At 64.9% G+C, this 24572-nt stretch carries 25 protein-coding genes; 20 read left to right on the top strand and 5 right to left on the bottom strand.

Features of this window, described 5'->3' with window-relative positions; translation table 11 throughout:
* The first annotated feature begins 4 nt into the window (after positions 1 to 4).
* The 10 genes from A6V37_RS09925 (at position 5) to A6V37_RS09970 (ending at position 11801) form a co-directional block, all read left to right on the top strand.
* Complete coding sequence (locus A6V37_RS09925; RefSeq protein WP_064285959.1) at positions 5 to 1093, top strand: protein-glutamate methylesterase/protein-glutamine glutaminase; 1089 nt, start codon at positions 5 to 7, stop codon at positions 1091 to 1093.
* 72 nt (positions 1094 to 1165) lie between these two features.
* Complete coding sequence (gene cheY, locus A6V37_RS09930) at positions 1166 to 1561, top strand: chemotaxis response regulator CheY (protein WP_064267074.1); 396 nt, start codon at positions 1166 to 1168, stop codon at positions 1559 to 1561.
* A 1-nt stretch (position 1562) separates the two neighbouring features.
* Positions 1563 to 2273, top strand: a complete 711-nt coding sequence (gene cheZ / locus A6V37_RS09935) for a protein phosphatase CheZ (protein WP_064267075.1) — start codon at positions 1563 to 1565, stop codon at positions 2271 to 2273.
* A 262-nt stretch (positions 2274 to 2535) separates the two neighbouring features.
* Entirely contained in the window at positions 2536 to 3081 is a 546-nt protein-coding gene (locus A6V37_RS09940; protein ID WP_064267076.1) for a DUF2844 domain-containing protein, read from the top strand.
* A gap of 17 nt (positions 3082 to 3098) precedes the next feature.
* On the top strand, positions 3099 to 4400 hold the full coding sequence (locus tag A6V37_RS09945) for a DUF3443 domain-containing protein (protein WP_064267077.1): 1302 nt from the start codon (positions 3099 to 3101) through the stop codon (positions 4398 to 4400).
* A 171-nt stretch (positions 4401 to 4571) separates the two neighbouring features.
* On the top strand, positions 4572 to 5792 hold the full coding sequence (gene flhB, locus A6V37_RS09950; protein WP_064267078.1) for a flagellar biosynthesis protein FlhB: 1221 nt from the start codon (positions 4572 to 4574) through the stop codon (positions 5790 to 5792).
* Positions 5789 to 7891 (top strand): flagellar biosynthesis protein FlhA, encoded by a 2103-nt coding sequence (gene flhA, locus A6V37_RS09955; RefSeq protein ID WP_064267079.1) that lies wholly within the window; start codon positions 5789 to 5791, stop codon positions 7889 to 7891. Before flhB ends, flhA begins: the two co-directional genes overlap by 4 nt.
* 356 nt (positions 7892 to 8247) lie before the next feature.
* Positions 8248 to 10176 carry a flagellar biosynthesis GTPase FlhF gene (flhF, locus tag A6V37_RS09960; protein ID WP_064285946.1) on the top strand — a complete coding sequence of 643 codons (1929 nt, stop codon included), beginning with the start codon at positions 8248 to 8250 and terminating at the stop codon, positions 10174 to 10176.
* Positions 10169 to 11038, top strand: coding sequence for a nucleotide-binding protein (locus A6V37_RS09965; protein ID WP_064267081.1), 870 nt, complete (start codon positions 10169 to 10171; stop codon positions 11036 to 11038). The genes flhF and A6V37_RS09965 overlap by 8 nt, the downstream gene beginning before the upstream one ends.
* Before the next feature lie 28 nt (positions 11039 to 11066).
* Positions 11067 to 11801, top strand: coding sequence for an RNA polymerase sigma factor FliA (locus tag A6V37_RS09970; protein ID WP_064267082.1), 735 nt, complete (start codon positions 11067 to 11069; stop codon positions 11799 to 11801).
* Between the two features lie 80 nt (positions 11802 to 11881).
* On the opposite strand, the gene A6V37_RS09975 is transcribed toward A6V37_RS09970, so the two are convergent.
* The 5 genes from A6V37_RS09975 to flgA form a co-directional block, all read right to left on the bottom strand.
* Complete coding sequence (locus tag A6V37_RS09975; RefSeq protein WP_064267083.1) at positions 11882 to 12292, bottom strand: type II toxin-antitoxin system HicB family antitoxin; 411 nt, start codon at positions 12290 to 12292, stop codon at positions 11882 to 11884.
* Complete coding sequence (locus A6V37_RS09980; RefSeq protein WP_064267084.1) at positions 12289 to 12471, bottom strand: type II toxin-antitoxin system HicA family toxin; 183 nt, start codon at positions 12469 to 12471, stop codon at positions 12289 to 12291. The genes A6V37_RS09975 and A6V37_RS09980 overlap by 4 nt, the downstream gene beginning before the upstream one ends.
* A 292-nt stretch (positions 12472 to 12763) precedes the next feature.
* A complete protein-coding gene (locus tag A6V37_RS09985; protein WP_064267085.1) occupies positions 12764 to 13210 on the bottom strand; it encodes a flagella synthesis protein FlgN in 447 nt (148 codons plus the stop codon).
* A 94-nt stretch (positions 13211 to 13304) separates the two neighbouring features.
* Positions 13305 to 13658: a flagellar biosynthesis anti-sigma factor FlgM gene (gene flgM, locus A6V37_RS09990; RefSeq protein ID WP_064267086.1), complete on the bottom strand. Its 354-nt coding sequence runs from the start codon at positions 13656 to 13658 to the stop codon at positions 13305 to 13307.
* Positions 13659 to 13859: 201 nt separating this feature from the next.
* On the bottom strand, positions 13860 to 15263 hold the full coding sequence (gene flgA, locus A6V37_RS09995) for a flagellar basal body P-ring formation chaperone FlgA (protein ID WP_064267087.1): 1404 nt from the start codon (positions 15261 to 15263) through the stop codon (positions 13860 to 13862).
* Between the two features lie 219 nt (positions 15264 to 15482).
* Between flgA and flgB the strand changes: the two genes are divergently transcribed.
* The 10 genes from flgB to A6V37_RS10045 all read left to right on the top strand — a co-directional run bounded on the left by flgB (position 15483) and on the right by A6V37_RS10045 (position 24493).
* A complete protein-coding gene (gene flgB / locus A6V37_RS10000; protein WP_064267088.1) occupies positions 15483 to 15977 on the top strand; it encodes a flagellar basal body rod protein FlgB in 495 nt (164 codons plus the stop codon).
* 160 nt (positions 15978 to 16137) lie between these two features.
* A complete protein-coding gene (gene flgC, locus A6V37_RS10005) occupies positions 16138 to 16563 on the top strand; it encodes a flagellar basal body rod protein FlgC (protein ID WP_064267089.1) in 426 nt (141 codons plus the stop codon).
* Between the two features lie 10 nt (positions 16564 to 16573).
* On the top strand, positions 16574 to 17305 hold the full coding sequence (locus A6V37_RS10010) for a flagellar hook assembly protein FlgD (protein ID WP_064267090.1): 732 nt from the start codon (positions 16574 to 16576) through the stop codon (positions 17303 to 17305).
* A 43-nt stretch (positions 17306 to 17348) separates the two neighbouring features.
* Positions 17349 to 18863 (top strand): flagellar hook protein FlgE, encoded by a 1515-nt coding sequence (locus A6V37_RS10015; RefSeq protein WP_064267091.1) that lies wholly within the window; start codon positions 17349 to 17351, stop codon positions 18861 to 18863.
* A 20-nt stretch (positions 18864 to 18883) separates the two neighbouring features.
* Positions 18884 to 19642 (top strand): flagellar basal-body rod protein FlgF, encoded by a 759-nt coding sequence (gene flgF, locus A6V37_RS10020; RefSeq protein WP_064267092.1) that lies wholly within the window; start codon positions 18884 to 18886, stop codon positions 19640 to 19642.
* Between the two features lie 22 nt (positions 19643 to 19664).
* On the top strand, positions 19665 to 20453 hold the full coding sequence (gene flgG, locus A6V37_RS10025) for a flagellar basal-body rod protein FlgG (protein ID WP_064267093.1): 789 nt from the start codon (positions 19665 to 19667) through the stop codon (positions 20451 to 20453).
* Between the two features lie 33 nt (positions 20454 to 20486).
* The gene (gene flgH / locus A6V37_RS10030; RefSeq protein WP_064267203.1) at positions 20487 to 21185 is read left to right on the top strand and encodes a flagellar basal body L-ring protein FlgH; all 699 of its coding nucleotides are present in this window, start codon (positions 20487 to 20489) and stop codon (positions 21183 to 21185) included.
* 2 nt (positions 21186 to 21187) lie between these two features.
* Entirely contained in the window at positions 21188 to 22363 is a 1176-nt protein-coding gene (locus tag A6V37_RS10035) for a flagellar basal body P-ring protein FlgI (protein ID WP_064267094.1), read from the top strand.
* Positions 22364 to 22375: 12 nt separating this feature from the next.
* On the top strand, positions 22376 to 23374 hold the full coding sequence (flgJ, locus tag A6V37_RS10040) for a flagellar assembly peptidoglycan hydrolase FlgJ (protein ID WP_064267095.1): 999 nt from the start codon (positions 22376 to 22378) through the stop codon (positions 23372 to 23374).
* 345 nt (positions 23375 to 23719) lie between these two features.
* Complete coding sequence (locus A6V37_RS10045) at positions 23720 to 24493, top strand: flagellar brake protein (protein ID WP_207547597.1); 774 nt, start codon at positions 23720 to 23722, stop codon at positions 24491 to 24493.
* Positions 24494 to 24572: the final 79 nt, after the last annotated feature.

Raw genomic sequence — 24572 nt, forward strand, 5'->3', positions numbered from 1 at the left:
CGCTGTGCAAAAGATCAAAGTACTGTGCGTCGACGATTCCGCGCTGATTCGCAGTTTGATGACGGAAATCATCAACGGTCAGCCGGATATGACCGTGGTGGCGACCGCACCCGACCCGCTGGTCGCGCGCGAACTCATCAAGCAGCACAATCCGGACGTGCTGACGCTCGACGTCGAAATGCCGCGCATGGACGGACTCGACTTTCTCGAGAAGCTGATGCGTCTGCGGCCGATGCCGGTCGTGATGGTGTCGTCGCTGACCGAACGCGGCAATGAAATCACGCTGCGCGCGCTGGAACTCGGCGCGGCCGACTTCGTCACCAAGCCGAAGGTCGGCATTCGCGACGGCATGCTCGACTACGCGGAAAAGCTCGCCGACAAGATCCGCGCGGCGGCTCGCGCGCGCGTGCGCCAGGCCGCGCCGGTGCAGCATGCGGCCGCGCAGCCGGCGCACGCGCCGGTCGGCGCCGCGCCGCTGTTCAACAATCCGCTGCTCAGTACCGAGAAGCTGATTATCGTCGGCGCGTCGACCGGCGGCACCGAAGCGATCCGCGAAGTGCTGCTGCCGCTGCCGCCGGATGCACCCGCGGTGCTGATCGCGCAGCATATGCCGCCGGGTTTTACGAAATCTTTTGCACAACGCCTCAATGGTTTGTGCCGGATTACCGTTAAAGAGGCAGAGCACGGCGAACGCGTGCTGCCGGGCCATGCGTATATCGCGCCTGGCCACGCGCACCTGTTGCTCGCACGCAGCGGCGCGAACTATATTGCGCACTTGTCGGACGAGCCGCCGGTGAACCGTCATCGTCCTTCGGTGGACGTGCTGTTCCGTTCGGCCGCGCAGCATGCCGGCAAGAACGCGGTCGGCGTGATTCTGACCGGGATGGGGCGTGACGGCGCAGCGGGTCTGCTGGACATGAAAAAAGCAGGGGCGTACACCCTTGCGCAGGACGAGGCGAGCTGTATCGTGTTCGGCATGCCGCGCGAAGCGATTGCGCTCGGCGCGGCCGACGAGATCGCATCACTGCCGGAAATGAGCCGGCGTGTGATGGCGCGTTTGTCGGCGATGGGCGATCGCGTTCAGCGGGTTTGATGCGCCCGGTAAATTGAGGCGCGGGTTTGAGGCAACTCAACGCCGCACCATGAATCAAGCAAAGGGAATGAAATGGATAAGGGAATGAAAATCCTGGTAGTTGACGACTTTCCGACGATGCGCCGGATCGTTCGCAACCTCCTGAAAGAACTCGGCTACTCGAACGTGGACGAGGCGGAAGACGGTCAGGCCGGTCTCGCGCGTTTGCGCGGCGGCAGCTACGACTTCGTGATTTCCGACTGGAACATGCCGAACCTCGACGGTCTGGCCATGCTTCAGGCCATCCGCGCGGATGCCAGCATTGCGCACCTGCCGGTGCTGATGGTGACGGCCGAGTCGAAGAAGGAAAACATCATCGCGGCGGCGCAGGCCGGCGCGAGCGGTTACGTCGTCAAGCCGTTCACGGCCGCGACGCTCGACGAGAAACTCAACAAGATTCTCGAGAAGATGGCCAAGACCGGGAGCTGATGTGAATCTGCCGACCAATGCGCCTGGCGCCGAAGCGGTCAACGAGAGCGGCGACTTTGCGTCTGACCGCATTCTCGCCCGCATTGGACAACTCACGCGCACGCTGCGCGACTCGATGCGCGAGCTCGGGATCGACAAGCATGTCGAGCGCGCGGCGGAAGCCGTGCCCGATGCACGCGATCGTCTGAAATACATCGCGAACATGACCGAGCAGGCCGCCGAGCGCGTCCTGTCCGCGATCGACATCGCCAAGCCGATCCAGGAGCAGTTGCAGAAAGACGCGGGTGAGCTCGACGCGCGCTGGGAGCAATGGTATGCGGCGCCGATCGAACGCGAGGAAGTGCGCGCGCTGATGAACGACACGCGGACCTTCTTGCGCGGCGTGCCCGAGGCGACCGGCGCGACCAACTCGCAGCTCATGGAGATCATGCTGGCGCAGGACTTCCAGGATCTGACCGGCCAGGTCATCAAGAAGATCACCGACGTCGTGTACCTGATCGAGCAGCAGTTGCTCGGCGTGCTGGTGGAGAACATCGCGCTCGAGCGGCGCGAACAGTTCGCCGCGAACGCGGCGGCGCTGGCGGCGGAAGTCTCGTCGACCGGCAGCCCCGAGCATCTGCTGAACGGCCCGCAGATCAATCCGGAAGGGAAGGCGGACGTGGTCCAGGACCAGTCGCAGGTCGACGACCTGCTGGCGAGCCTCGGCTTCTGACGTGCCGCGCGGCCTCCCGCGCGCGGCATCGAACCCGCACGCGTGACAGGCCGCGCGCACGTGGTTTCTGTGTCCGGACACAAACCACAGGCATACTACGGGCTCAAGCAGCGGCACGGCGTACCGGCAAAAATTGCCGACTGCCGGCGGCATAGTGAGGATTGCCCTTAGTGTGCTGCCGCAGCCGTGCCGTATGATTTGCATACATGCCGCCGGGTCGCGCGAGGTGCGGGCCGAGTGGCAGCTCGGGAGGAACCTCGTCATGTGGAGTTGTATTCGTCGCGCCGGGATCATTACGGCGCTTGCTTTGCCTTGTTCGTTTTTTGCGGTGCAGTCCGCCAACGCGGCACTGGGCGGTGCCCCAATGACGCCTTCCGGGGACGCATCGGTCTCGTCCCGCACCGTCCAGCCGGGCAGCGGCGCCGCCAACGCCGCGCAAGGCGTGATGCGCTCCGCCTCCAACGCCGCCTCCGCCACTTCGGCTACAGCCTCGTACACCGTGCGTGAGACCAAGCTCGGCAACGGCACCGTGGTTCGCGAGTACCTTGCCGCCGACGGTTCCGTATTCGGCATTGCGTGGCGCGGTCCGCAAATGCCGGATCTGAGCGATCTGCTCGGCACCTATTTCCCGCAATACGTGGCCGGCGTGAATGCGGTCCGCGCGGCGCGCGGCGGCGGCCATGGTCCCGTTGCGGTCGAGCAGAGCAGCCTCGTGGTGCGTTCCGGCGGCCACATGGGCGCGTTCAACGGCCAGGCCTGGCTGCCCGCGGCGCTGCCCGCGGGCGTCAGCGGTTCCGACATCCAGTAACGGCGAGGACGAGAACGATGCGAACCATGCATAGCGCTGTAAAGCTCAAGGACTGGATGCGGGCGGTCGTGGCCGTGATGCTGGTGTCGGTGCTCGCCGCTTGCGGCGGTGGGGGCGGCTCCAGTTCCAGCAACAATTCGTCGACCACGCTGAACGGCGGCTCGCTGCCGGCGAGCCCGACCCAGCAGCCGATTGCGGCCGGCGCCGCGAACACGGCGGTGATCACGGTCGGGCAGGGGTTGAGCGGCGTCGTCAATATTCCGACGGTCAGCGTCACCATCTGCCAGCCCGGTTCGACCGCGAATTGTCAGACCATTAACAATATTCAGGTCGATACCGGTTCGTTCGGATTGCGGGTGGTTGCCTCGGCGCTGAACCCAACGATGGCGCAGGTGTTGCAGCCGATCCAGTTGAACGGCGGGCAACTTGCCGAATGCGCAACCTTCGCCGACGGCTACACGTGGGGTACGGTGCGTAGCGCAAGCGTCGGGATTGGCGGCGAAACGGCCACCAATATTCCGATCCAGGTCATCGGCGACAAGCCTCAGAGCACGGTGCCGGCAACCGGCTGCAGTGGCACGGCGCAAAACACGGCCAGCCAGCTCGGTGCCAACGGCATTCTCGGCATCGGCACGGCGCCTACCGATTGCGGTGCGACTTGTTCCGATCCGGCGACGGCCGGTACGTACAGCAATTACTTCGGCTGCCCGGGTACCGTAAATTGCACCCGGACGGCGGTGCCAACCGCTCAGCAGGTGACCAATCCGGTCTCGAAGTTTACAGGCGACAACAACGGCGTAATCGTGCAGATGCCACCATTGCCGGATACGGGGGCGCCGTCGGCCACCGGCACGCTGGTGTTCGGTATCAACACGCAGTCGAACAATACACTGACCGGCGTGCAGACCTATACGACCGACGCCTTCGGCGACATGAACGACAGCGTTTTCAACGGCACAACGGTGCAGGCGTTCCTCGATTCGGGCTCGAACGCGTACTTCTTCGCCGATAACTCAATCGCGCAGTGCGGAGGCAATTTAGGGAGCTTCTATTGCCCGCCGTCGGCGCAAACCCGCTCGGTGACGCTGGTCGGGCTGAACAAGGCCACCACGAGCGCCAGCATCGGCATCCTGACCGCGCAGACGCTGTTTGGCGGCGGCAGCAACTTCGCGTTCAACGACCTGGCCGGTCAGATCGGCGGCAACAGCAGCTTCGATCTCGGCCTGCCGTTCTTCTACGGCCGCCACATCTACTACGGCATCGATCAGACCCAGAACGGCGCGAACCCCGGCGGCCAGGCACCTTTCGTCGCCTTCTAATCTCCGCGCAACACTGAAGCACAAGGCCAGCCGGGCGCCCAACCCGGCTGGTCCATCCCTCGAAATACCCCCCTTTCTCCGCCCTTATCCGCCGATCAGCGCTTGCGTCGAGCGGGAATAATCGCTCTCACTGGAAAGAGGCGCCGTGCCTCGGCCGACTGGAGAGCGTTTGTGGCAGAGGATAGCGACCTCGAAAAGACCGAATCAGCCACCCCCCGGCGCCTGCAGAAGGCGCGCGAGGAAGGGCAGATCGTCCGCTCGCGGGAACTGTCCACGTTTGCGCTGCTGGCGGCGGGGTTCTTCGGCGTGTGGGGCATGTCCAGCACCATAGGCGAACATTTGCAGGGCATGCTGCGCGCGGCCTTCACGTTCGATCACGCCAGTGCATTCGAAACCCGCCGCATGATGATCGGCGCCGGTGTGGCGAGCCGCGAAGGGTTCTACGCGCTGCTGCCGGTCCTCGCCTTCACCGGCGCGGCCGCCTTGCTCGCGCCGATGGCGCTGGGCGGCTGGCAACTGTCGGCCAAAGGCCTCGAACCCAAGTTCAACCGGCTCAATCCGATCGCCGGGCTCGGCAAGATGTTTTCGATCAACGGGCCGATCCAGCTCGGCTTGTCGCTGGTGAAGACGCTGGTGGTGGGGATCATCGGCGGAACGGCGATCTGGAATCGCCGTGAGGAGATTCTCGCGCTGGCCACCCAGCCGCTGCATCTCGCGCTCGCCAATACAGTGCATCTGATCGCCGTGTGCTGCGGCATGACGGTGGCCGGCATGTTCGTGGTCGCCGCGCTGGATGTGCCGTACCAGCTGTGGCAGTTCCACAAGAAGCTGCGCATGACGAAGGAAGAAGTGAAGCGCGAGCATCGTGAAAGCGAAGGCGATCCGCACGTGAAAGGCCGGATTCGCCAGCAGCAGCGCGCGATGGCCCGCCGCCGCATGATGACCAACGTGCCGAAGGCCGACGTGGTGGTGACCAACCCGACGCACTTCGCCGTCGCGCTGCAATACACCGACGGCGAGATGCGCGCGCCGAAGGTGGTCGCCAAGGGCGTGAACCTGGTGGCCGCGCGGATTCGCGAAATCGCCGCCGAAAACAACGTGCCGTTGCTGGAAGCGCCGCCGCTCGCGCGGGCGCTGTATCACAACGTCGAGCTGAATCGCGAGATTCCGGGCCCGCTGTACGGTGCGGTCGCGGAAGTGCTCGCATGGGTGTATCAACTGCGGCGCTTCAAAGCCGAAGGCGGCACCGTGCCGATGGCACCGACCGAACTCGACGTGCCCGCCGAACTCGACAAGGGCGGCGTATCGGATGACGAAGCCGATCAGGAAGCCGCCGACACGCTCAACCCTGCCAACCCAAATAACGACGACGCTTCAGGAGCCTCCGCATGAACGCTCGCGCCGGTTTCCTCGCTCGACGGCCGGATGCCTTAAGCAGCACCAATTTGCGCGCCCTCGCCGGGCCGGTGCTGATCTGCATGATCCTCGGCATGATGATCCTGCCGCTGCCGCCGTTCCTGCTGGACCTGCTGTTCACCTTCAACATCGCGCTCTCGGTGATGGTGCTGCTCGTCAGCATGTACACCATGAAGCCGCTCGATTTCGCCGCGTTCCCGAGCGTGCTGCTGTTCTCGACCTTGCTGCGTCTTTCGCTGAACGTGGCATCCACGCGGGTCGTGCTGCTCGAAGGCCACACCGGCCCGGACGCGGCCGGCCAGGTGATCGAGTCGTTCGGCCACTTCCTCGTGGGCGGCAACTTCGCGGTCGGTATCGTCGTCTTTATCATTCTGATGGTGATCAACTTCATGGTGATCACCAAGGGCGCGGGGCGGATCGCGGAAGTGTCCGCGCGCTTCACGCTCGATGCGATGCCCGGCAAGCAGATGGCGATCGACGCCGATCTGAACGCCGGCCTCATCAACGAAGAACAGGCCCGCAAGCGCCGCGCGGAAGTCTCCCAGGAAGCCGAGTTTTACGGTTCGATGGACGGCGCGAGCAAGTTCGTGCGCGGCGACGCGATCGCCGGTTTGCTGATCATGGTGATCAACATTCTCGGCGGGCTGATTGTCGGGATGGTCCAGCACGGCATGGACTTCGCGTCCGCCGGCAAGAACTACACGTTGCTCACGATCGGTGACGGCCTCGTCGCGCAGATTCCGTCGCTGGTGATTTCGACGGCCGCCGGTGTGATCGTCTCGCGCGTCGCCACCAACGAGGATATCGGCACGCAACTGACCGGCCAGCTGTTCACGAATCCCCGCGTGCTGATGATCACGGGCTGCATTCTCGTGCTGATGGGCCTGATTCCGGGCATGCCGCACTTCGCGTTTCTGGTCCTCGGCGGCGGCCTGATCCAGCTCGGCCGCACGATGAAAAAGCGCGCCGAAGAACGCAAGAACACCACGGCGCTCGTCGATGTCGCGCCGGCCGCGATGGCGCCGGCCGAAAATACCGAGGCAAGCTGGGACGACGTGACGATGATCGACACGCTCGGCCTCGAAGTCGGCTACCGGCTGATTCCGCTCGTCGATAAAAACTCGGACGGCGAACTGCTCAAGCGGATCAAGAGCATCCGCAAGAAATTCGCGCAGGAAATCGGCTTCCTGCCGCCGGTCATCCATATCCGCGACAACCTCGAATTGCGGCCGAACGGTTACCGCATCGCGCTCAAGGGCGTCGAAGTGGGCGTCGGCGAGGCGTACCCGGGTCAGTGGCTGGCGATCAATCCCGGCCAGGTGTCGGCGGCGCTGCCGGGCACACCGACGCAGGACCCCGCATTCGGTCTGCCGGCGATCTGGATCGACACGAATCTGCGCGAACAAGCGCAGGTGTACGGCTACACGGTGGTTGATTCGAGCACGGTGGTGGCAACGCACCTGAATCACCTCGTCGTCACGCACGCCTCGGAACTGCTGGGCCGCCGCGAAGTGCAGGCGCTGCTCGAGCGGATGCAGAAAGATACGCCGTCGCTGGTCGACGATCTCGTGCCGAAGTCGCTGCCGCTCACCACGCTGCAAAAGGTGCTGCAAAACCTGCTGGAAGAGGGCGTGCCGATCCGCGACCTGCGCACGATTCTCGAAGCGCTCTCCGAACACACGCCGAAGATCACCGACGCGCACGATCTCACCGCGGCCGTGCGGCTCTCGCTGGGCCGCGCGATCACGCAGCAGTGGTTCCCCGGCACTGGCGACATGCAGGTGATGGGGCTCGACTCGAACCTCGAGCGGGTGCTCTCGCAGGCGCTCTCGACCGGCTCCAACCCAGGGCTCGAACCGGGCCTCGCGCATACGCTGCTCACCGAAACCCAGAAGGCGATGACGCGTCAGCAGAATCTCGGGTACGCGCCCGTGCTGCTGGTGCAGCACGCGCTGCGGCCGATGCTCGCGCGCTTCCTGCGCCGCAGCCTGCCGCAGCTGAAGGTGCTGTCGTACGCGGAAGTCCCCGACACGCGCAACATCAAGGTCGTGAATCTGATCGGCGCGCACGGTTAAACCGCGGCGCTCATCGCGGGCGGTTGCCATTTGCCGGCCGCGCTTCCCAATCCCCTTTTTGCCGGCGCTCATCGAGCGCCGGTTTCATTTCGGCGCCTGACCGGCGCCTGACTTTCCATGCGAAAAGCGGGCGCCGGAGGTCAGGCCCTGCCCGCGAAAGCGCCGCCGCGCAAGCGTGAAAGACCCGTTTAAAACCGCTGCACGCGGGCATCGCGGCGGGTTTCCATCGTCCGAATTGCCCGCCTTTAACCGTCTTTATCCATCGATCGTCGCTCGACGGGTTTCGCAATAATGATCTCAATGGGAAGCGGTATGTTGCCGGTCCGTTAGTCCGTTTACCTCATCGGGGGTCCAGCTTGAACATTCGTAAATTTGTCGGTGCCACCAGTCGCGACGCGCTGCGCCTTGTGCGCGAAGCGTTGGGCGCGGATGCGGTCGTACTGTCCAATCATACGATGGACGACGGCAGCGTCGAAATCGTCGCACTGGCCGACAGCGACCTCGCCGCCATCGCGCCGAAGGCGCCGCGCACTGGCGCGCAGCAGGCTGGTGCGATGAATGTCACGGCTGGACAACCGGCGCTGAGCGCGCCGCGCGCGCTGCCGGGCGCGGCGCCGATGCAGGCCAATCCGTATGCGAGCGGGATGCCCGATGTGTTCTCGTCGGTGTTCGGCGCAAGCCCGGAAGCCGGTGCTGAGAATTTCGGCGGCAGCGTGGGCAGCGACGACGCGAACGAAGCGCCGGCTACTGCGATGAAGCCCGCCGCGAGCGCGTCGAAAGCGGCGCTGCCGGGCACGGCGAGAGCACCGCTGGCCGCGCCGGTCAAGCCGGCTGCCGCGTCGCCTTCGCAAGCGGCGAGCCCGGAACAACCGAGCGCGCGTGCCGCCGCCTCGCGCCTCACCGAAGACATCCGCGCCGATCTGCTCAAAGCCGCCGGCGTGCCGCCGGTGCCTGCCGTGCCGGGCGCAAACACGCAGACGCCGCGCACGATGGCCGAATCGAATCCCTGGTTGATCGACCACGCTCGCCGCATCGCCGCCGAACAGCAGGAGGACGGCGCCTATAGCGCGCGGCCCGCCGCCATGGCGCCGGCCGCCGCGACGGCCAGGGGCCTCGGCTCCGCCGTCGAACCAGGCAAGGCCGCCGCGCCGCGAGCCGCCGACACCCCCGAGTGGGCCCGCGAAGGCGCGCAAGCCTCCGCGCGCCGCGCCGCGCAAAAGAACGCTGCGCCGCTGCCCTCGGGTGACGACGCCCGCACGCCCGCCTCGGTGGCCGAGGCGATCAAGGTGCGCATGGAGCAGGTCGTCAACGACACCGTCATGAACGAGCTGTCGTCGATGCGCGGGATGATGGAAGAACATTTCGCCGGTCTGCTGTGGGGCGAGCGTCAGCGCCGCAACCCGGCGCGCGCCGCGCTTACCAAGCATCTGTTCGCCGCCGGCTTCTCCGCGCAGCTCGTGCAGATGATGGTCGACAACCTGCCGGACGACGTCGAAAGCATGGACGGCGGCATGGCGTGGGTCCGCTCGGTGCTCGATTCGAACCTGCCGGTGATGGAAGACGAAGACGCGCTGATGGAGCGCGGCGGCGTGTTCGCGCTGATGGGCCCGACCGGCGTGGGCAAGACCACCACCACCGCCAAGCTCGCCGCGCGCTGCGTGATGCGCTTCGGCGCCAGCAAGGTCGCGCTGCTCACCACCGACAGCTACCGGATCGGCGGCCACGAGCAGCTGCGCATCTTCGGCAAGATTCTCGGCGTGTCGGTTCACGCCGTGAAGGACGGTGCCGATCTGCAGCTCGCGCTGTCCGAGCTGCGCAACAAACACATCGTGCTGATCGACACGATCGGCATGAGCCAGCGCGACCGTCTCGTCTCCGACCAGATCGCGATGCTGTGCCGCGCCGGTCAGCCGGTGCAGCGCCTGCTGCTGCTCAATGCGACCAGCCACGGCGACACGCTCAACGAGGTCGTGCAGGCCTATCAGCGCGCGCCGGATCAACAGCCGCTCGCCGGCTGCATTCTGACCAAGCTCGACGAAGCCACCAACCTGGGCGGCGTGCTCGATACGGTGATCCGCTACAAGCTGCCGGTGCACTACGTGTCGACCGGCCAGAAGGTGCCGGAGAACCTGTATGTGGCCACCAAAAAATTCCTGATCAAGAGCGCGTTCTGCATTCCGCGCGACAACTCGCCATTTGTGCCGCACGAAGACGACATTCCGGGCTTGCTGTCCGCGTTGTCCGCCCGTTCGACGGCCGAATTGCACGAGGTTCGCTTTGGATAAAGTCATCTCCGATCAGGCAGAAGGACTGCGGCGGCTGCTGGCTCGCAGCGGCTCGCGCGTGATTGCGGTGACAGGCGGCTCAGCGGGCGCCGGCCGCACGGCGACGGTGGTGAACCTCGCCGCCGCGCTCGCGCAGCAAGGCAAGGATGTGCTCGTCATTGATGAATGCCTCGGCGCGCAGTCAGTGAGCGCGATGCTCGGCGGCGTGCGCGGCGCGGGCAATTTCGCCGCGGTGATGCGCGGCGAGATGACGCTCGACGACGCCGCTGCGCGGCACGCGCTTGGCTTTTCGGTGCTGGCCGCTTCGCGTATGAGTCGCGAGGGCCACACGGCCGAAGAGTTCGGCGTGGTGTTGCGCGGTTCCGCCGATGTGGTGCTGATCGACGCGCAACTCGATTCGCAAGGCCACCTGTCGCCGCTCGCGATGCAGGCGCACGACGTGATGATCGTCACGCGCATGGCAGCCCAGGCGATTACGGATGCCTATGCGTGCATGAAGCGTCTGCACTACGCGCACGCCATCGCGCAGTTCCGCGTGCTGGTGAACCACGTGCAGAGCGTGAGCGATGCGCATACGGCGTTCGCCAACCTGGCCGGCGTGGCCGGACGCTACCTGACGGTGGCGCTGGAAGACGCCGGTTGTATTGCCGCCGATACGCGGATGGTGCGAGCCCTGGAGTTGTCGCGCTGTGTCGTCGATGCATTCCCGTCGACACCGGCTGCGCGCGATTTCCGGCATCTCGCCGCCGAATTGCAGTACTGGCCGATGCGGCCAGCGATGTCGTCGCAAGCGCCATGGATGGCGCCTGCGACAGTTACAGCGGCGCAACACGCCGACCAACCGTCTGCGCAGCACGCCTGAGAGGCGGCACAAGGACAAGGGGAGCACGATGTATAACGCTCAGGGAAAGATTTCCCAAGCCGACGTTCTGACGAAGTACGCACCGCTTGTGCGGCGTCTCGGCTTGCAACTCGTTGCCAAGATGCCGGCGAGCGTCGATCTGGACGATCTCATCCAGGCCGGCATGATCGGGCTGATGGACGCGGCGGGCCGCTACAAGGAAGACCAGGGCGCGCAGTTCGAGACCTATGCCAGCCAGCGGATTCGCGGCGCGATGCTCGACGAGTTGCGTAGCAACGACTGGCTGCCGCGCAGCTTGCGGCGCACCTCGCGCGAGGTGGAAACGGCGGTGCACAAGGTCGAACAGAATCTGGGCCGCTCGGCGAGCGAAACGGAGATTGCCGAGCACCTGCAAATGCCGCTCGACGAGTACCAGTCGATGCTTCAGGACCTGCACGGCAGCCAGCTCATCTATTACGAAGACTTCGACCGTTCCGCGGACGACGAACCGTTTCTCGACCGCTACTGCGTGGATCATTCCGATCCGCTCTCGGCGCTGCTCGACGACAGCCTGCGCTCGGCGCTGGTCGACGCGATCGATCGCCTGCCGGAGCGCGAGAAGCTCCTGATGTCGCTGTACTACGAACGCGGCATGAATCTGCGCGAGATCGGCGCGGTGATGGAAGTGAGCGAGTCGCGCGTGTGCCAGTTGCACAGTCAGGCCGTGGCCCGTTTGCGCACGCGCTTGCGCGAGATGGCCTGGGCGAACGCCGAGGCAACCTGAGGTGACCTGAAGGGCGGGTTTGGTGTTTCAGCGCTCGAAGAAGCGAGCGCGGCTGCGGTGGTCTTGAGCGTTAGCTTGCATCACGTGTCCGCCATCTCGTGTTCCGCGGCCAGCGCAAGAAACGCTGACCGCGACATGCCACGCGCCTTGGCATACGCGTCGATCTCGTTGACCAGAACCTCGGGCAATGAGATGTTGATACGCACGGCCTTTTTCAGCGCCGGAATGTTGCGTGTCGCAACAATACCCCACGTCAGACCCGCGTAATCCGGATTGCGCCGATGCTGCTCAAGCGGCAGACGTTCGGGGATCGGCAATCCTTCGTCGAGCAGCGTATCCAGATGGGCCTCGATGGCCTCCTTGGCGTTCGCGTAGGCTTCTTCCAGCGTATCGCCAGCCGAATGGCAACCGGGAATGTCCGGCACGACCACGCCAAATGCGTGCTGCGCGTCACCCGCTTCGATCGCGATCGGGAAAACCAGGTTCTTCATTTCAGCCCCGCCTGTTTCAAGATGCTGTTCAATGTGCCCGGCGGCAAATCCTTCTTTGGATGAGGGATGGTCACGAGACCGGCTCTGTCGGAATGCCGGTAATGGTGATGGCTGCCCGATATGCGGACCAGCCGCCAACCCGCCGCCTGAATGAGTTTGACGACCTCGGCACTGTTCATATTTCACTCCTCGAATAATACACACGATTACACAACCTCGCTAGTGGGTAATGCTCCGCATTGATCGTTCGAGTTGGCGTTCACACGCCGCCCGAAACGGCGGAGAACCGCAGTGGGGGAACTCGTGATTTCATCGTGGCGCGCGGATTCGCGCCACCTGGCCGGATGGCCAACGTGGCGGTGTTGAGCGGGAGTGGGAAAGCAAAAAGGGCTCGTCGTCGACGAGCCCTTCGTTCAAGGCAATTTGTTCAGCGAAGCCCGCGCATCTGAATGCGCGAGTCCGCGGCCATCTTCACACGGCGGCGCGAGCCGGGATCCGGCCATCCGGACCGTAAAAACCGGCCTTCTGCGGCACGGCCACCTGCAGCGCTGTCAGCGCACGCTGGTTGTAGTCCATCCGCACGCGAATCAGTTCACCGTTGCTGGTATTGCTGCGCCGCGCGCGTTCGGCGGCTTTTTGCAGCAGCGACCATTGTCCGGCGAGGCGGGTGTCGGTGCTGGCCGCGAGCTCCATGCCGGACCAGCCGGACGGAAAGCCCATCTCGGCGAGCAATTTGTCGCGAGTGCTTTCGAGGTTGGCGAGTAGGCCGATCAGTTCGGTTTTCTTCTCGACGATCGGCGGCAGGAGTTCCAGCGGCGACAAGGCAGTCAGTGCCTTGGTTTCGAGCGTCAGAATGGAGGCAAAGGCCTCGACAGCCGAATGTTCTTCGACGAGGGTGGCAAGCAGGGCGTCTTTCATCTCAACAACTCGCTGAACACGGCGGCTCGCGCTTGATTCGCGAGCCGGTTTTGTCGAACGCCGCCCGGCACGTCACCATACTTCGATGCGTCGATCAGTTGCCGGCCGACGAGGTTTTGCTTTGCAACAGTTCGCGTGCGGTGTTCAGCACGCCGTCGGCGATCTTGCCGGAGTCGATCGTCAGCGTGCCGTCCTTGATGGCCTGCTTGATCGACTCGACGTGCGCCGTGTCGATGTCGGCCGAGCCGGACGCCGCGAGGCTGCGCAGATGCTGCGAGAGCCCCGACAGGCTGACGCTGGCGTCGCCCGAACCGCTGCTGGTGGTCTGCGAGGCTGTGCCCGCACTCTGCGCGCCGGTGTTGGCGGTCGCCGCATCGCTTTGTTGCGAGCGGGAGAGGCCGTCTTTCAACGTCGGCAGATTCGAATTGGATGTGGAATCGACTTTCACGATGGGCTTCCTGAACGATTTGATTCTGATAACGGCAAGCGTTGATCAAAACTTTAGCGCAATCGCTCCAGGTCCTGCCCCGTCTTGCAAGCTGATCCGGCCCCTTGGCGGGCCCCATGCCCGCGATTCCTGCTATTCCTGTCATGCCCGTGCCACCCGCCGGCGCGTCCCGATCCGCTCTGACGCCACCGCCGCGGCGGTTCACAGTTGAATCTCCACGGTCGCACCGTCTTTCACGATGCCGGAAATGATTTGCCCATTGGCCGTCTTGACCCGCACCTGCTGGCCGGGCGACGCGTTGTTCAGCGCGCTGCCTTCGGCCGAAATCGCGAAACCGTCGCCGGCCGCCACGACCCGCACCGTTTGTCCGATGGAAACCGCAGACGCGCTTTTCAGCATGTCCCGGCGCAACGGCATGCCGCCGGCGACGCGCGTCAGCGTGACCGAACCGACCGCTTGCGCGGGGTCGGTGACGATCGCCTGCGGCAAGCCCGTCAGGTCGCCGTCGCGCGCCACGAGGTCGGCGGCGGTGAGCACTTCGCCCGGCGCCATCGCGCGGGCGGCCAGATAGTAGGTGGCATGCAGCGAAATGCGCGCCTGCAGATAAATGGTCCACGGGCGTTCGCCCGCGCAGCGCACGCCGACGGTCGTGCGGCCCCACAGGCGCGCGCCGGTGGGCATGAACGGCGCGAGCGTCGCGCAGGCCGCGAGTCCGCGCGGAAATGCCGGCGCAACGCTGATGTCGACCTTGCCGGGCAAACCAGTGGACTGCTGCTGCAGAAACGCGAGCGCCGCGCTGCGGATAGCTTCGGGATCTTGCTGGCCGGGCAGCGGCGCGGGCTGCGCAACCGCGGCGGGGCGCAGATTCTGTTGCGCGACGGCGGGCGCGGCTGCCCGCGTCGCCGAGATGCGGCCGATGGTGGCCGGGGTCGGCGCGGCGCTCGGAGCGGGCGCGGCGACGGTGGCGATGGCAACGGTGCCTTTGCTCACGACCGGCGTGCCGTTCGCGCCGAGTTGCGGCGGCTCGCCGCGTGAAGCCAGGCTGTCGAAGCCGTCTGTCGCGGGCGCGCTGGCGGCGATGCTGGCTGCGGAATTGACCGCGCCATTGGCCGCCGGGCCGGCGCTGCCCGGCGCGGGAATCGTCACGACGCCGTTGGCGTCGGGCTTGAAGTTGGTGCGAATCATCTGCGGCGCGGCAGGCGGTTCGCCCATGCCTGGAATCACGATCGAGCCGCTCGCGTTGGCCGCGCGTGTGAAGGAGTCGGTATTGCGAGCGACCGTGCCAGGCGTCAGCGACTGCGCGGTGGCCGCGGCCAGCGTGGCGGCGGAGCCGACGCGTTTTGCCGGCGTGTCCTGCAGGTGCGCGGCCAGGTCGGCGAGCGCGGCCGGATTCTTTTCACCAGGTCCGGGAATCACGATCGGGCCGCCGGCGTCCTGAGCCTGGGCGGCGGGCGGGAGCAGCAGGGCGCCGGCCAGCAGGCACAGCGCCGAACCCGATGCCAGTTGCGAGGCCATCCGTGAAGCAAGGCGCACGGCGCGCGCACCGACACGACGCGCGGCGGCGCGGCTCGCGCGCTGCGGCGGATCGAAGGTGGGCTGGTCCATGGCGATTCTCCATCGAATGCATCGGTGTATGGCTTGCATTCTAGTGAGCGCCCCCTTTGCGCAAACGTTGAATAGAAGCCCCCTTTCCCGGTTATTCGTCCGATTGCCGCTTGCGTTCGGCCCATAAGATGCACCTCATGCAAAAAGGTCTTCCCGCCTGGCGCAGCCTTCACGCGAGGTTTGCATGGGAAGCCTCGGGAACGTTCTCCGGAGATTCTTATGCTGGACAAACTCGATGCCGAATTCGCCTTTGGCCGTGAAGCGCTCGATGTGCGCGCCTACCGGCAGGAGCTGCTGTCGTCGAATATCGCCAACGCCGATACCCCTGGGTACAAGGCGCGCGACGTCGACTTCGCCTCGTCGCTCGCCGGCGCGCTGAAGAAGGCCGGTGGCGCCACCGGCACCGCCGCGTCGAACAACTCGACGCTTGCCATGACGCAACCCGCGGGCGTGACGAGCGGCATGTCGATGGTGTCGACCGCGCCGGGCCACATGTCCGGCAAGGCGACGCTGACGCCGACCGGCGGCACGTCCGACGACTACGGCAACCTGCAATACCGCATTCCGACGCAACCCGCGCTCGACGGCAACACGGTCGACATCGATACCGAGCGGGTGCAGTTCGCGGACAACACGCTGCATTTCGAATCGGGAATGACGGTGCTGTCCGGCCAGATCAAGACGATGCTGGCGGCGATCCAGTCAGGCTCGTAAAGAAGCCGCGCCGGCAGCACAGCAAGCAACACGGCAGTACGCAAGAAAAATCGCTACGGGAACTAACGTGAAGCCGGGTCGAACCGGTAAATGCGTTGCATGGGACCGGAGTAAGCGCTGAAGCGCTAACTCCGGATCGACAGGAGAGAGGTCAGGAAACATGCCATCTTTAATGAACATTTTCGGCGTCGCAGGCTCCGCGATGTCCGCGCAGTCGCAGCGGCTCAACGTGACGGCGTCGAATCTCGCCAACGCGGACAGCACGACCGGCCCTGACGGCCAGCCGTACAAGGCCAAGCAGGTCGTGTTCGCGGTGAGCCCGCTCGGTGGCGCGCGCACGGCTTCCGGCCAGCAGGTCGGCGGCGTGCAGGTCACCGGCGTGGTCGACGACCCGACGCCGATGAAGACCGCCTACGACCCGGGCAACCCGGCGGCCAACTCGGACGGCTACGTCACGATGCCGAACGTCGACCCGGTGCAGGAAATGGTCAACATGATCTCGGCGTCGCGCTCGTACCAGGCCAACGTCGAGACCCTGAACACCGCCAAGACACTGATGCTGAAAACGCTCACGATCGGAACCTGAGGAGAGCTCCTTGACCACCAACACCACCATCGGCGGCAGCGGCACGACCGTGTCGCAAACGCTGCTCGACACGATGAACGGCACGAACAAGGCCTCGAGTTCGACCAGTTCCACCAGTTCGACCAGCAGCACCTCGGGGACCTCGGCGACCGATCTGCAGAACACCTTTCTGCAGTTGCTCGTCGCGCAGCTGAAGAACCAGGACCCGACCAATCCGATGGACAGCTCGCAGATGACCTCGCAGCTGGCGCAGATCAACACGGTCTCCGGCATCAGCCAGTTGAACACGACGCTTACCTCGCTCGCTACGCAAATGTCCGCGGGCCAGCAGTCGCAAGCCGCGCTGCTGATCGGCTCGACCGTGCTCGCGCCGGGCAGCTCGGTGACGGTCGCGAGCGGCAAGGCCAGCTCGTTCGGCGTGCAGCTCGCCAACTCGGTCGGCGACCTGCAGGTCGTGGTGAAGAACTCGGCAGGGCAGATCGTCAACACGATCGACCTCGGCAAGCAGTCCGCCGGCACGATCCCGGTGGGCTGGACGCCGACCGATTCGAAGGGCAACACGCTGCCGGACGGCACCTACACGATCAGCGCGGTCGGCACGATCAACGGCCAGCAGGCTACTGCCACCACGCTCGCTGGCGCGACGGTGCAAAGCGTCGTCCAGCAGAGCAATGGCACGCCGGGCCTCGTGCTGTCGAACGGTACGACGGTCGGATTGACCAGCGTCGCGGCCATCCTCTGATTCAGATTCAGTCAGTCAAGACTTTCCAGATACGGAGACCGTCATGGGTTACCAACAAGGTTTGAGTGGTTTGGGGGCGTCGTCGAGCGATCTCGACGTGATCGGCAACAACATTGCCAACGCGAATACGGTTGGCTTCAAGAGCGGCGCTGCGCAATTCGCCGATATGTACGCCAATTCGGTGGCGACCGCGGTGGGCAACCAGGTCGGCATCGGCACGAAGCTCTCCGAAGTGCAGCAGCAGTTCTCGCAAGGCACGATCACCAGCACCAACCAGGCGCTCGACGTCGCGATCAACGGCAACGGCTTCTTCCAGCTCTCGAATAACGGCTCGCTGGTGTACTCGCGCAACGGCGTGTTCCAGCTCGACAAGAACGGCTTCATCACCAACGCGCAAGGCCTGCAGCTGATGGGCTATGCCGCGAACAGCTCAGGCATCATCAACACCGCGCAAACCGTGCCGCTCAGCGTGCCGACCGCGAACATCGCGCCGCAAGCGACCACCAAGATCGTCGCCGGTCTGAACCTGAACGCGCAGGATCCGCTGATGCTCGGCACGCCGACCGTGACGGCCGGCGGCGGCAACACCGGCACGCTCACGACGCCGGGCGCGACCATCACGAACACCGCGTCGGGCACGAACAACGACAACTTCACCGTCAATTTCACGAGCCCGACGACCTACACGGTGACCGACGCGACGCTCGGCACGACCACCGCGCCGCCCGCGACCTATACGGCCGGCACACCGATCCAGCTCGGCAACGGCCAGACCGTCACGTTCAACGGCGTGCCGGCGACCGGCGACAGCTACGCGATCGCGCCGACCCCGGTCGCGTTCAACCAGAACAGCTCGTCGACGTACAACTACTCGACCAGCACGACGGTCTACGATTCGCTCGGCGGCTCGCAGACGGTCAACATGTATTTCGCCAAGACGTCGGCGGGCACGTGGAACGTGTACGCAGGCACCTCGACGGGCACGGCGAGCCTGATCGGCCACGCGAACTTCAATTCGTCGGGCACGCTGCTCAGCACGACCAACGCGGCCGGTGTCGCGACCACCACGCCGTTCGTCTTCAACTTCGGCATTCCGACTACCGACGGCTCGTCGACGCCGCAGAACCTGACGCTGAACATCGCCGGCACGACGCAGTACGGCGGCAAGGACGGCGTGAACTCGCTGCAGCCCGACGGCTACGCGGCCGGCACGCTGACGAGCTTCACGATCGGCGCCGACGGCACGCTGACCGGCAACTATTCGAACCAGCAAACCGCGGCCCTCGGCCAGATCGTGCTGGCGAACTTCTCGAACCAGAACGGTCTCGTGAATCTCGGCAATAACGAGTTCCAGCAGACCTCCCAATCGGGCGTCGCGCAGATCTCCTCGCCGGGCTCGACCAACCACGGTGTGCTGCAAGGCGGCGCGGTGGAAAACTCGAACGTCGATCTGACGAGCGAACTGGTGAACCTGATCACCGCGCAACGCAACTATCAAGCGAACGCGCAGACGATCAAGACCCAGCAGACCGTCGACCAGACGCTGATCAACCTGTAAGCGACCGGGACCCACCCATCATGGATCGGCTGATCTACACCGCGATGTCGGGCAGCACCCAGGCGCTCGAACAGCAGGCCATCGTTGCGAACAACCTGGCGAACGCCTCGACCACCGGATTTCGCGCGCAGCTCGCGACGTTCCGGGCCGTGCCGATGTCGTTCGGCGACGGCAGTACGGTCGACGACAACACCACGCGTACCTTCGTGCTGTCGTCGACGCCGGGCGCGGACTACACGCCTGGGCCGATCCAGCAGACGGGCAATCCGCTCGACGTGGCAATTCAGGGGCCGGGCTGGCTGGCGGTGCAAACCGCCGACGGCGGCGAGGCTTACACGCGCGCCGGCAACCTGCACATCGACGAGAACGGCCAACTGGTGAACGCCACCAATCAGGTGGTGCTCGGCAATGGCGGTCCGGTGTCGGTGCCGCCGGGTGCGCAGATCACCATCGGCAAGGACGGCACGGTGTCCGCGCTGACGCCGGGCGATCCGCCGACGGCCGTGGTGACGGTCGATCAGCTCAAGCTGGTGAATCCGGATCCGCAAACCATGACGCGCGGCAACGACGGCCTCTTTCGCACCGCCGACGGCAACGCCGCCGATGCCGATCCGGTGGTCACGCTGGCGCCGGCTTCGCTCGAAGGCAGCAACGTGAATCCGGTCAGCGCGATGGTCGCGATGATCACCAACGCGCGGCAGTTCCAGATGCAGACCAAGCTGCTGGAAAACGCCGACAAGAACGATCAATCCGCCAACCAGTTGCTCAGCTTTAGCTGACGGATCCAGATAGGAGAAAAATATGAATCGCTCACTCTACATCGCCGCAACCGGCATGAATGCGCAACAGGCGCAGATGGACGTGATCTCGAACAACCTCGCGAACGTCAGCACCAACGGCTTCAAGGGCTCGCGCGCGGTGTTCGAGGATCTGCTGTATCAGACCATCCGCCAGCCGGGTGCGAACTCGACGCAAAACACCGAATTGCCGTCCGGCATCCAGCTCGGCACGGGGGTGCAGCAGGTCGCCACCGAGCGTCTGTACACCCAGGGCAACCTGCAGCAGACCGGCAACTCGAAAGACGTCGCCATCAACGGCCAGGGCTTTTTCCAGGTGCAGATGCCCGACGGCACGACCGCCTATACGCGTGACGGCTCGTTCCAGACGAATGCCCAGGGCCAGCTCGTGACGTCGAGCGGCTATCAGGTGATCCCGGCCATCACGATCCCGACCAACGCAACCTCGCTCACCATCGGCAGCGACGGCGTGGTGTCGATCACCGTGGCCGGCTCGACCAACAGCCAGCAGCTCGGCTCGATGCAGATCGCGACCTTCATCAATCCGGCCGGTCTGGATGCGAAGGGCGAAAACCTGTTCGCGGAAACCGCTTCGTCGGGTGCGCCGAACGTCGCGCAACCGGGCCTGAACGGCGCCGGCACGCTGAATCAGGGCTACGTGGAAGCATCGAACGTGAACGTGGTGCAGGAACTGGTGAACATGATCCAGACGCAACGCGCTTACGAAATCAACAGCAAGGCCGTGACGACTTCCGACCAGATGCTGCAGACCCTGAGCCAGATGCAGGTTTAAGGGACTGGGAATTAAGATCAGGCGGTAATCATGATGTCGCACTTCACTCGTCATCCGGTTCATTCGCGCACCGCTCAGGCGCTCGTGCAGCTCACGCTGCTCGCAGCGCTGGGCGGCTGCGGGCTCGTGCCAAAACAGCCGATCACGCAGCAGCCGATGACGGCCCTGCCGCCGTTGCCGCCGCAAGCGCAGTCGCCGGGCTCGATCTTCAATCCGGGCTACGCGGGCCGGCCGCTGTTCGAAGACCAGCGGCCGCGCAATGTCGGCGACATCCTGACCATCGTGATTCAGGAAAACGTCAACGCGACGAAGTCCTCGGGCTCGGGCATCAACCGCAACGGCAACACCAGCTTCGACGTGCCGACCGCGGGCTTTCTCGGCGGGCTGTTCGCCAAGACCAACCTGAACGCGACTGGCGCCAACAAGTTCTCGGCGACGGGCGGCGCGAACGCGTCGAACACCTTCAACGGCACCATCACCGTGACGGTGACGGGCGTGCTGCCGAACGGCAACCTGATGGTCAGCGGCGAAAAGCAGATGTTGATCAACCAGGGCAACGAGTTCGTGCGCTTTTCCGGCGTGGTGAATCCGAACACGATTTCCAACCTGAACGCCGTGTACTCCACCCAGGTGGCCGACGCGAAAATCGAATACTCCGCGAAGGGCTATATCGACGAAGGCGAGAACATGGGCTGGTTGCAGCGCTTCTTCCTCAATGTGTCGCCGTGGTGATCATGCGTACCGCTTTCTTCCGTAACCGCCTCGCCCGCCTCGGCCGCGCACTGGCCTTCGTCGCGCTGGCCTGCGCGGCGCTGCCGGCGGCGACGCCCGCGCATGCCGAACGTCTGAAGGACCTCGTGCAGATCCAGGGCGTGCGCGACAATCCGCTGATCGGCTATGGCCTTGTCGTCGGTCTCGACGGCACCGGCGACCAGACCACGCAAACGCCGTTCACCACGCAGACGCTCGCCAACATGCTGGCGAACCTCGGCATCTCGATCAACAACCAGGCGGCGGGCTCGACCAATCAGCAATCGTCGCTGTCGAACATCCAGCTGAAAAACGTTGCCGCGGTGATGGTGACGGCGGTGCTGCCGCCGTTCGCGCGTCCGGGCGAAGCGATCGACGTAACCGTGTCGTCGCTCGGCAATGCGAAGAGTCTGCGTGGCGGCACGCTGCTGCTCACGCCGTTGAAGGGCGCTGACGGTCAGGTCTACGCGCTCGGTCAGGGCAACCTCGCGGTCGGCGGTGCCGGCGCCAGCGCGAACGGCAGCAAGGTGCAGGTGAACTCGCTGGCCGCGGGCCGTATCGCTGGCGGCGCAATCGTCGAACGCACGGTGCCCACGTCGGTCTCGCAAGCGGGCATCATGCAGCTCGATCTGAACGACATGGATTACGACACCACGCAGCGCGTGGTGGCCGCGGTGAACAACGCCTTCGGCGGCGGCACCGCGACCGCGCTCGACGGCCGCACGATTCAACTGCGTGCACCGACCGATCCGGAGCAGCAGGTCGCCTTCATGGCGCAATTGCAGAACCTCGACGTCAAGCCCGCGCAAGCCGCCGCGAAGGTGATCCTGAACGCGCGCACCGGTTCGATCGTGATGAATCAGATGGTCACGCTGCAGAACTGCGCAGTGGCGCACGGCAACCTCTCGGTGGTGATCAATACGCAGACAGCGGTGAGCCAGCCAGGCCCGTTCTCGAACGGTCAGACCGTCGCGACTCCGCAGTCGCAGATTCAGCTGAAGCAGGACAACGGCGCCCTGAAAATGGTGACCGCCGGCGCCAACCTCGCCGAAGTGGTGAAGGGGCTCAACGCATTGGGTGCGACGCCCGCGGATCTGATGTCGATCCTGCAGGCCATGAAAGCGGCGGGCGCTCTGCGCGCCGACCTGGAAATCATCTAAGGAGCACGCCAGATGAATTCGGATACGACCAACTCCGCCAACGCGGCGAACGACCTGACCCAGCGCTTCGCGCTCGACGTGCAGGGCTTCGCCAAGCTGAGCGCACAGGCCAAGGCCTCGCCGCAAGCCGGCATGAAGATGGCTGCGCAGCAATTCGACGCGGTGTTCACGCAGATGATGTTGAAGAGCATGCGCGATGCGACGCCGCAGGACGGCCCGTTCGATTCGCATGACAGCGCCACGTTCACGTCGATGCTGGATCAGCAGCTGTCGCAGCAGCTTTCGCAGAAGGGTATCGGCGTGGCCGACGCCATGCTCAAGCAACTGATGCGCAATCAGGGCATGCAGGTCGGCGGCGGTGCCGGCGGCGCGGGTGGACTTGCCGGCATGGCCAACGCACTGGGCGGCGGCAGCGGCGGCGACGAAGGCCAGACTGCGGCGCTCAACGCGCTCGCCAAGGCCTACGGCAATGCGCAGGCCAACGGCCAGCTGGCGATGGGCAAGGGCTACTCGGCCAACAGCGCGCTGACGCCGCCGCTGAAGGGCGACGGCAGCTCGCCGAAGATCGACGCGTTCGTCGACAAGCTCGCCGAACCGGCCCAGGCCGCCAGCGCGGCCACCGGCATCCCGGCGCGCTTCATCATCGGTCAGGCCGCGCTTGAATCGGGCTGGGGCAAGAGCGAGATCAGGAAGACGGACGGCTCGACCAGCCACAACGTGTTCGGCATCAAGGCGACCAAGGACTGGACCGGCAAGACCGTCTCGACGGTCACGACCGAGTATGTGAACGGCAAGCCGCAGCGCAAAGTGGAAAAATTCCGCGCCTACGACTCGTATCAGGAAGCGATGACCGACTACGCGAGCCTGCTCAAGGGCAACCCGCGTTATGCGCAAGTGATCAATTCGGCGCACGACGTGAACGGTTTTGCCAACGGCATGCAGCGCGCGGGCTACGCCACCGACCCGCATTACGCGAAAAAACTGATGTCCATCATGCAGAAGATGGGCTGACCTGCCGTTAATGCAGTTTGATGCAGTTTGAATCACCGGATCATTCGACCGGATAAATACCATGCACGCGACGGGGCCAGGTGCATAACAAGACGGACGAGGCCGGCCGCCCATGGCGGCCGGTCCACCCGCACCAGGGATTGCGCCTTTTAACGTTTGCGGCAAATAATTCATTACAACGCCCTAAATTTTGACGGGACGCTGCCGCTAATCAGTTACACCTGATACCGGAAAGCGCAGTAATGTCCGGTTGAAAGCGCGTGCTGCGGCTTCGATGAAGACCGCGCGAAAGCCCCAAAAGGAGCCTTGGCACGCGATCGCAAGAATATGCATACCGGCAAGCCCATGGATACTACCCAGTCGAACGGCCAAACCGACACGCACGGCCAGCCTCCCGCTCCGCTAGACGAAAGCGCCAATGATTTTGGCCGTCGCAACCCGCTGGAGATCGGCGTTCAGCTGCGCAATCTCGTCAATCGCGGCGATTTCCTCACTGCTCAATACGCCGGCGGCCAGATCGTGACGCGGCTGCTCGACGTGGACGTGCGCGGCCGTACGTTCACGTTCGATTGGGGCGCGTTGCCCGAGCAGAACAAAGGGCTGCTCGCCGCGCCGCGCTGCCAGTTCCACGCCCAGCCGGACGGTGTGCGCGTCGAATTCGCCACCGCCACGCCGCGCGAAACCCGTTACGAAGGGCTGCCCGCATTCGAGGCCGACTTCCCCGAGGTGCTGTTTTACGTGCAGCGCCGCGAGTATTTCCGCGTCGACGCGCCGATTCTCGACCCGTACATGTGCACCGGCCGCCTGCCTGAAGGCGATACGTTCCGCTTCGAAGTGCACGACCTGTCGCTCGGCGGCGTCGGCATGCGCACCGCCGACGTGCGCGTGGCCGAGTTGCCGATGGGCACGCGCCTGATGGATTGCGAACTGTCGCTCGGCGGGCTCGGCCGGCTCTCGCTCGATCTGCAGCTCGTGTCGCATCGCTCCACTGCGTTGCCGAACGGCACGCAGCGCTATCAACTCGGCTTCCGTTTTCTGGCACTGCCGGGCAGCGCGGAGAACACGCTGCAACGTCTGATTACCCAGCTCGAGATGAAGCGCCGCTCACTCGCGCGCTGATCTTCGCGGCACGATTCGCGGAACGACCCGCGGCATGACCCGGCGCCACGACTGGCAAGGCTCGCAAACGTTGAAACAA

The sequence above is a fragment of the Paraburkholderia ginsengiterrae genome (genome assembly GCF_001645125.1).
GTDB lineage: Bacteria > Pseudomonadota > Gammaproteobacteria > Burkholderiales > Burkholderiaceae > Paraburkholderia > Paraburkholderia ginsengiterrae.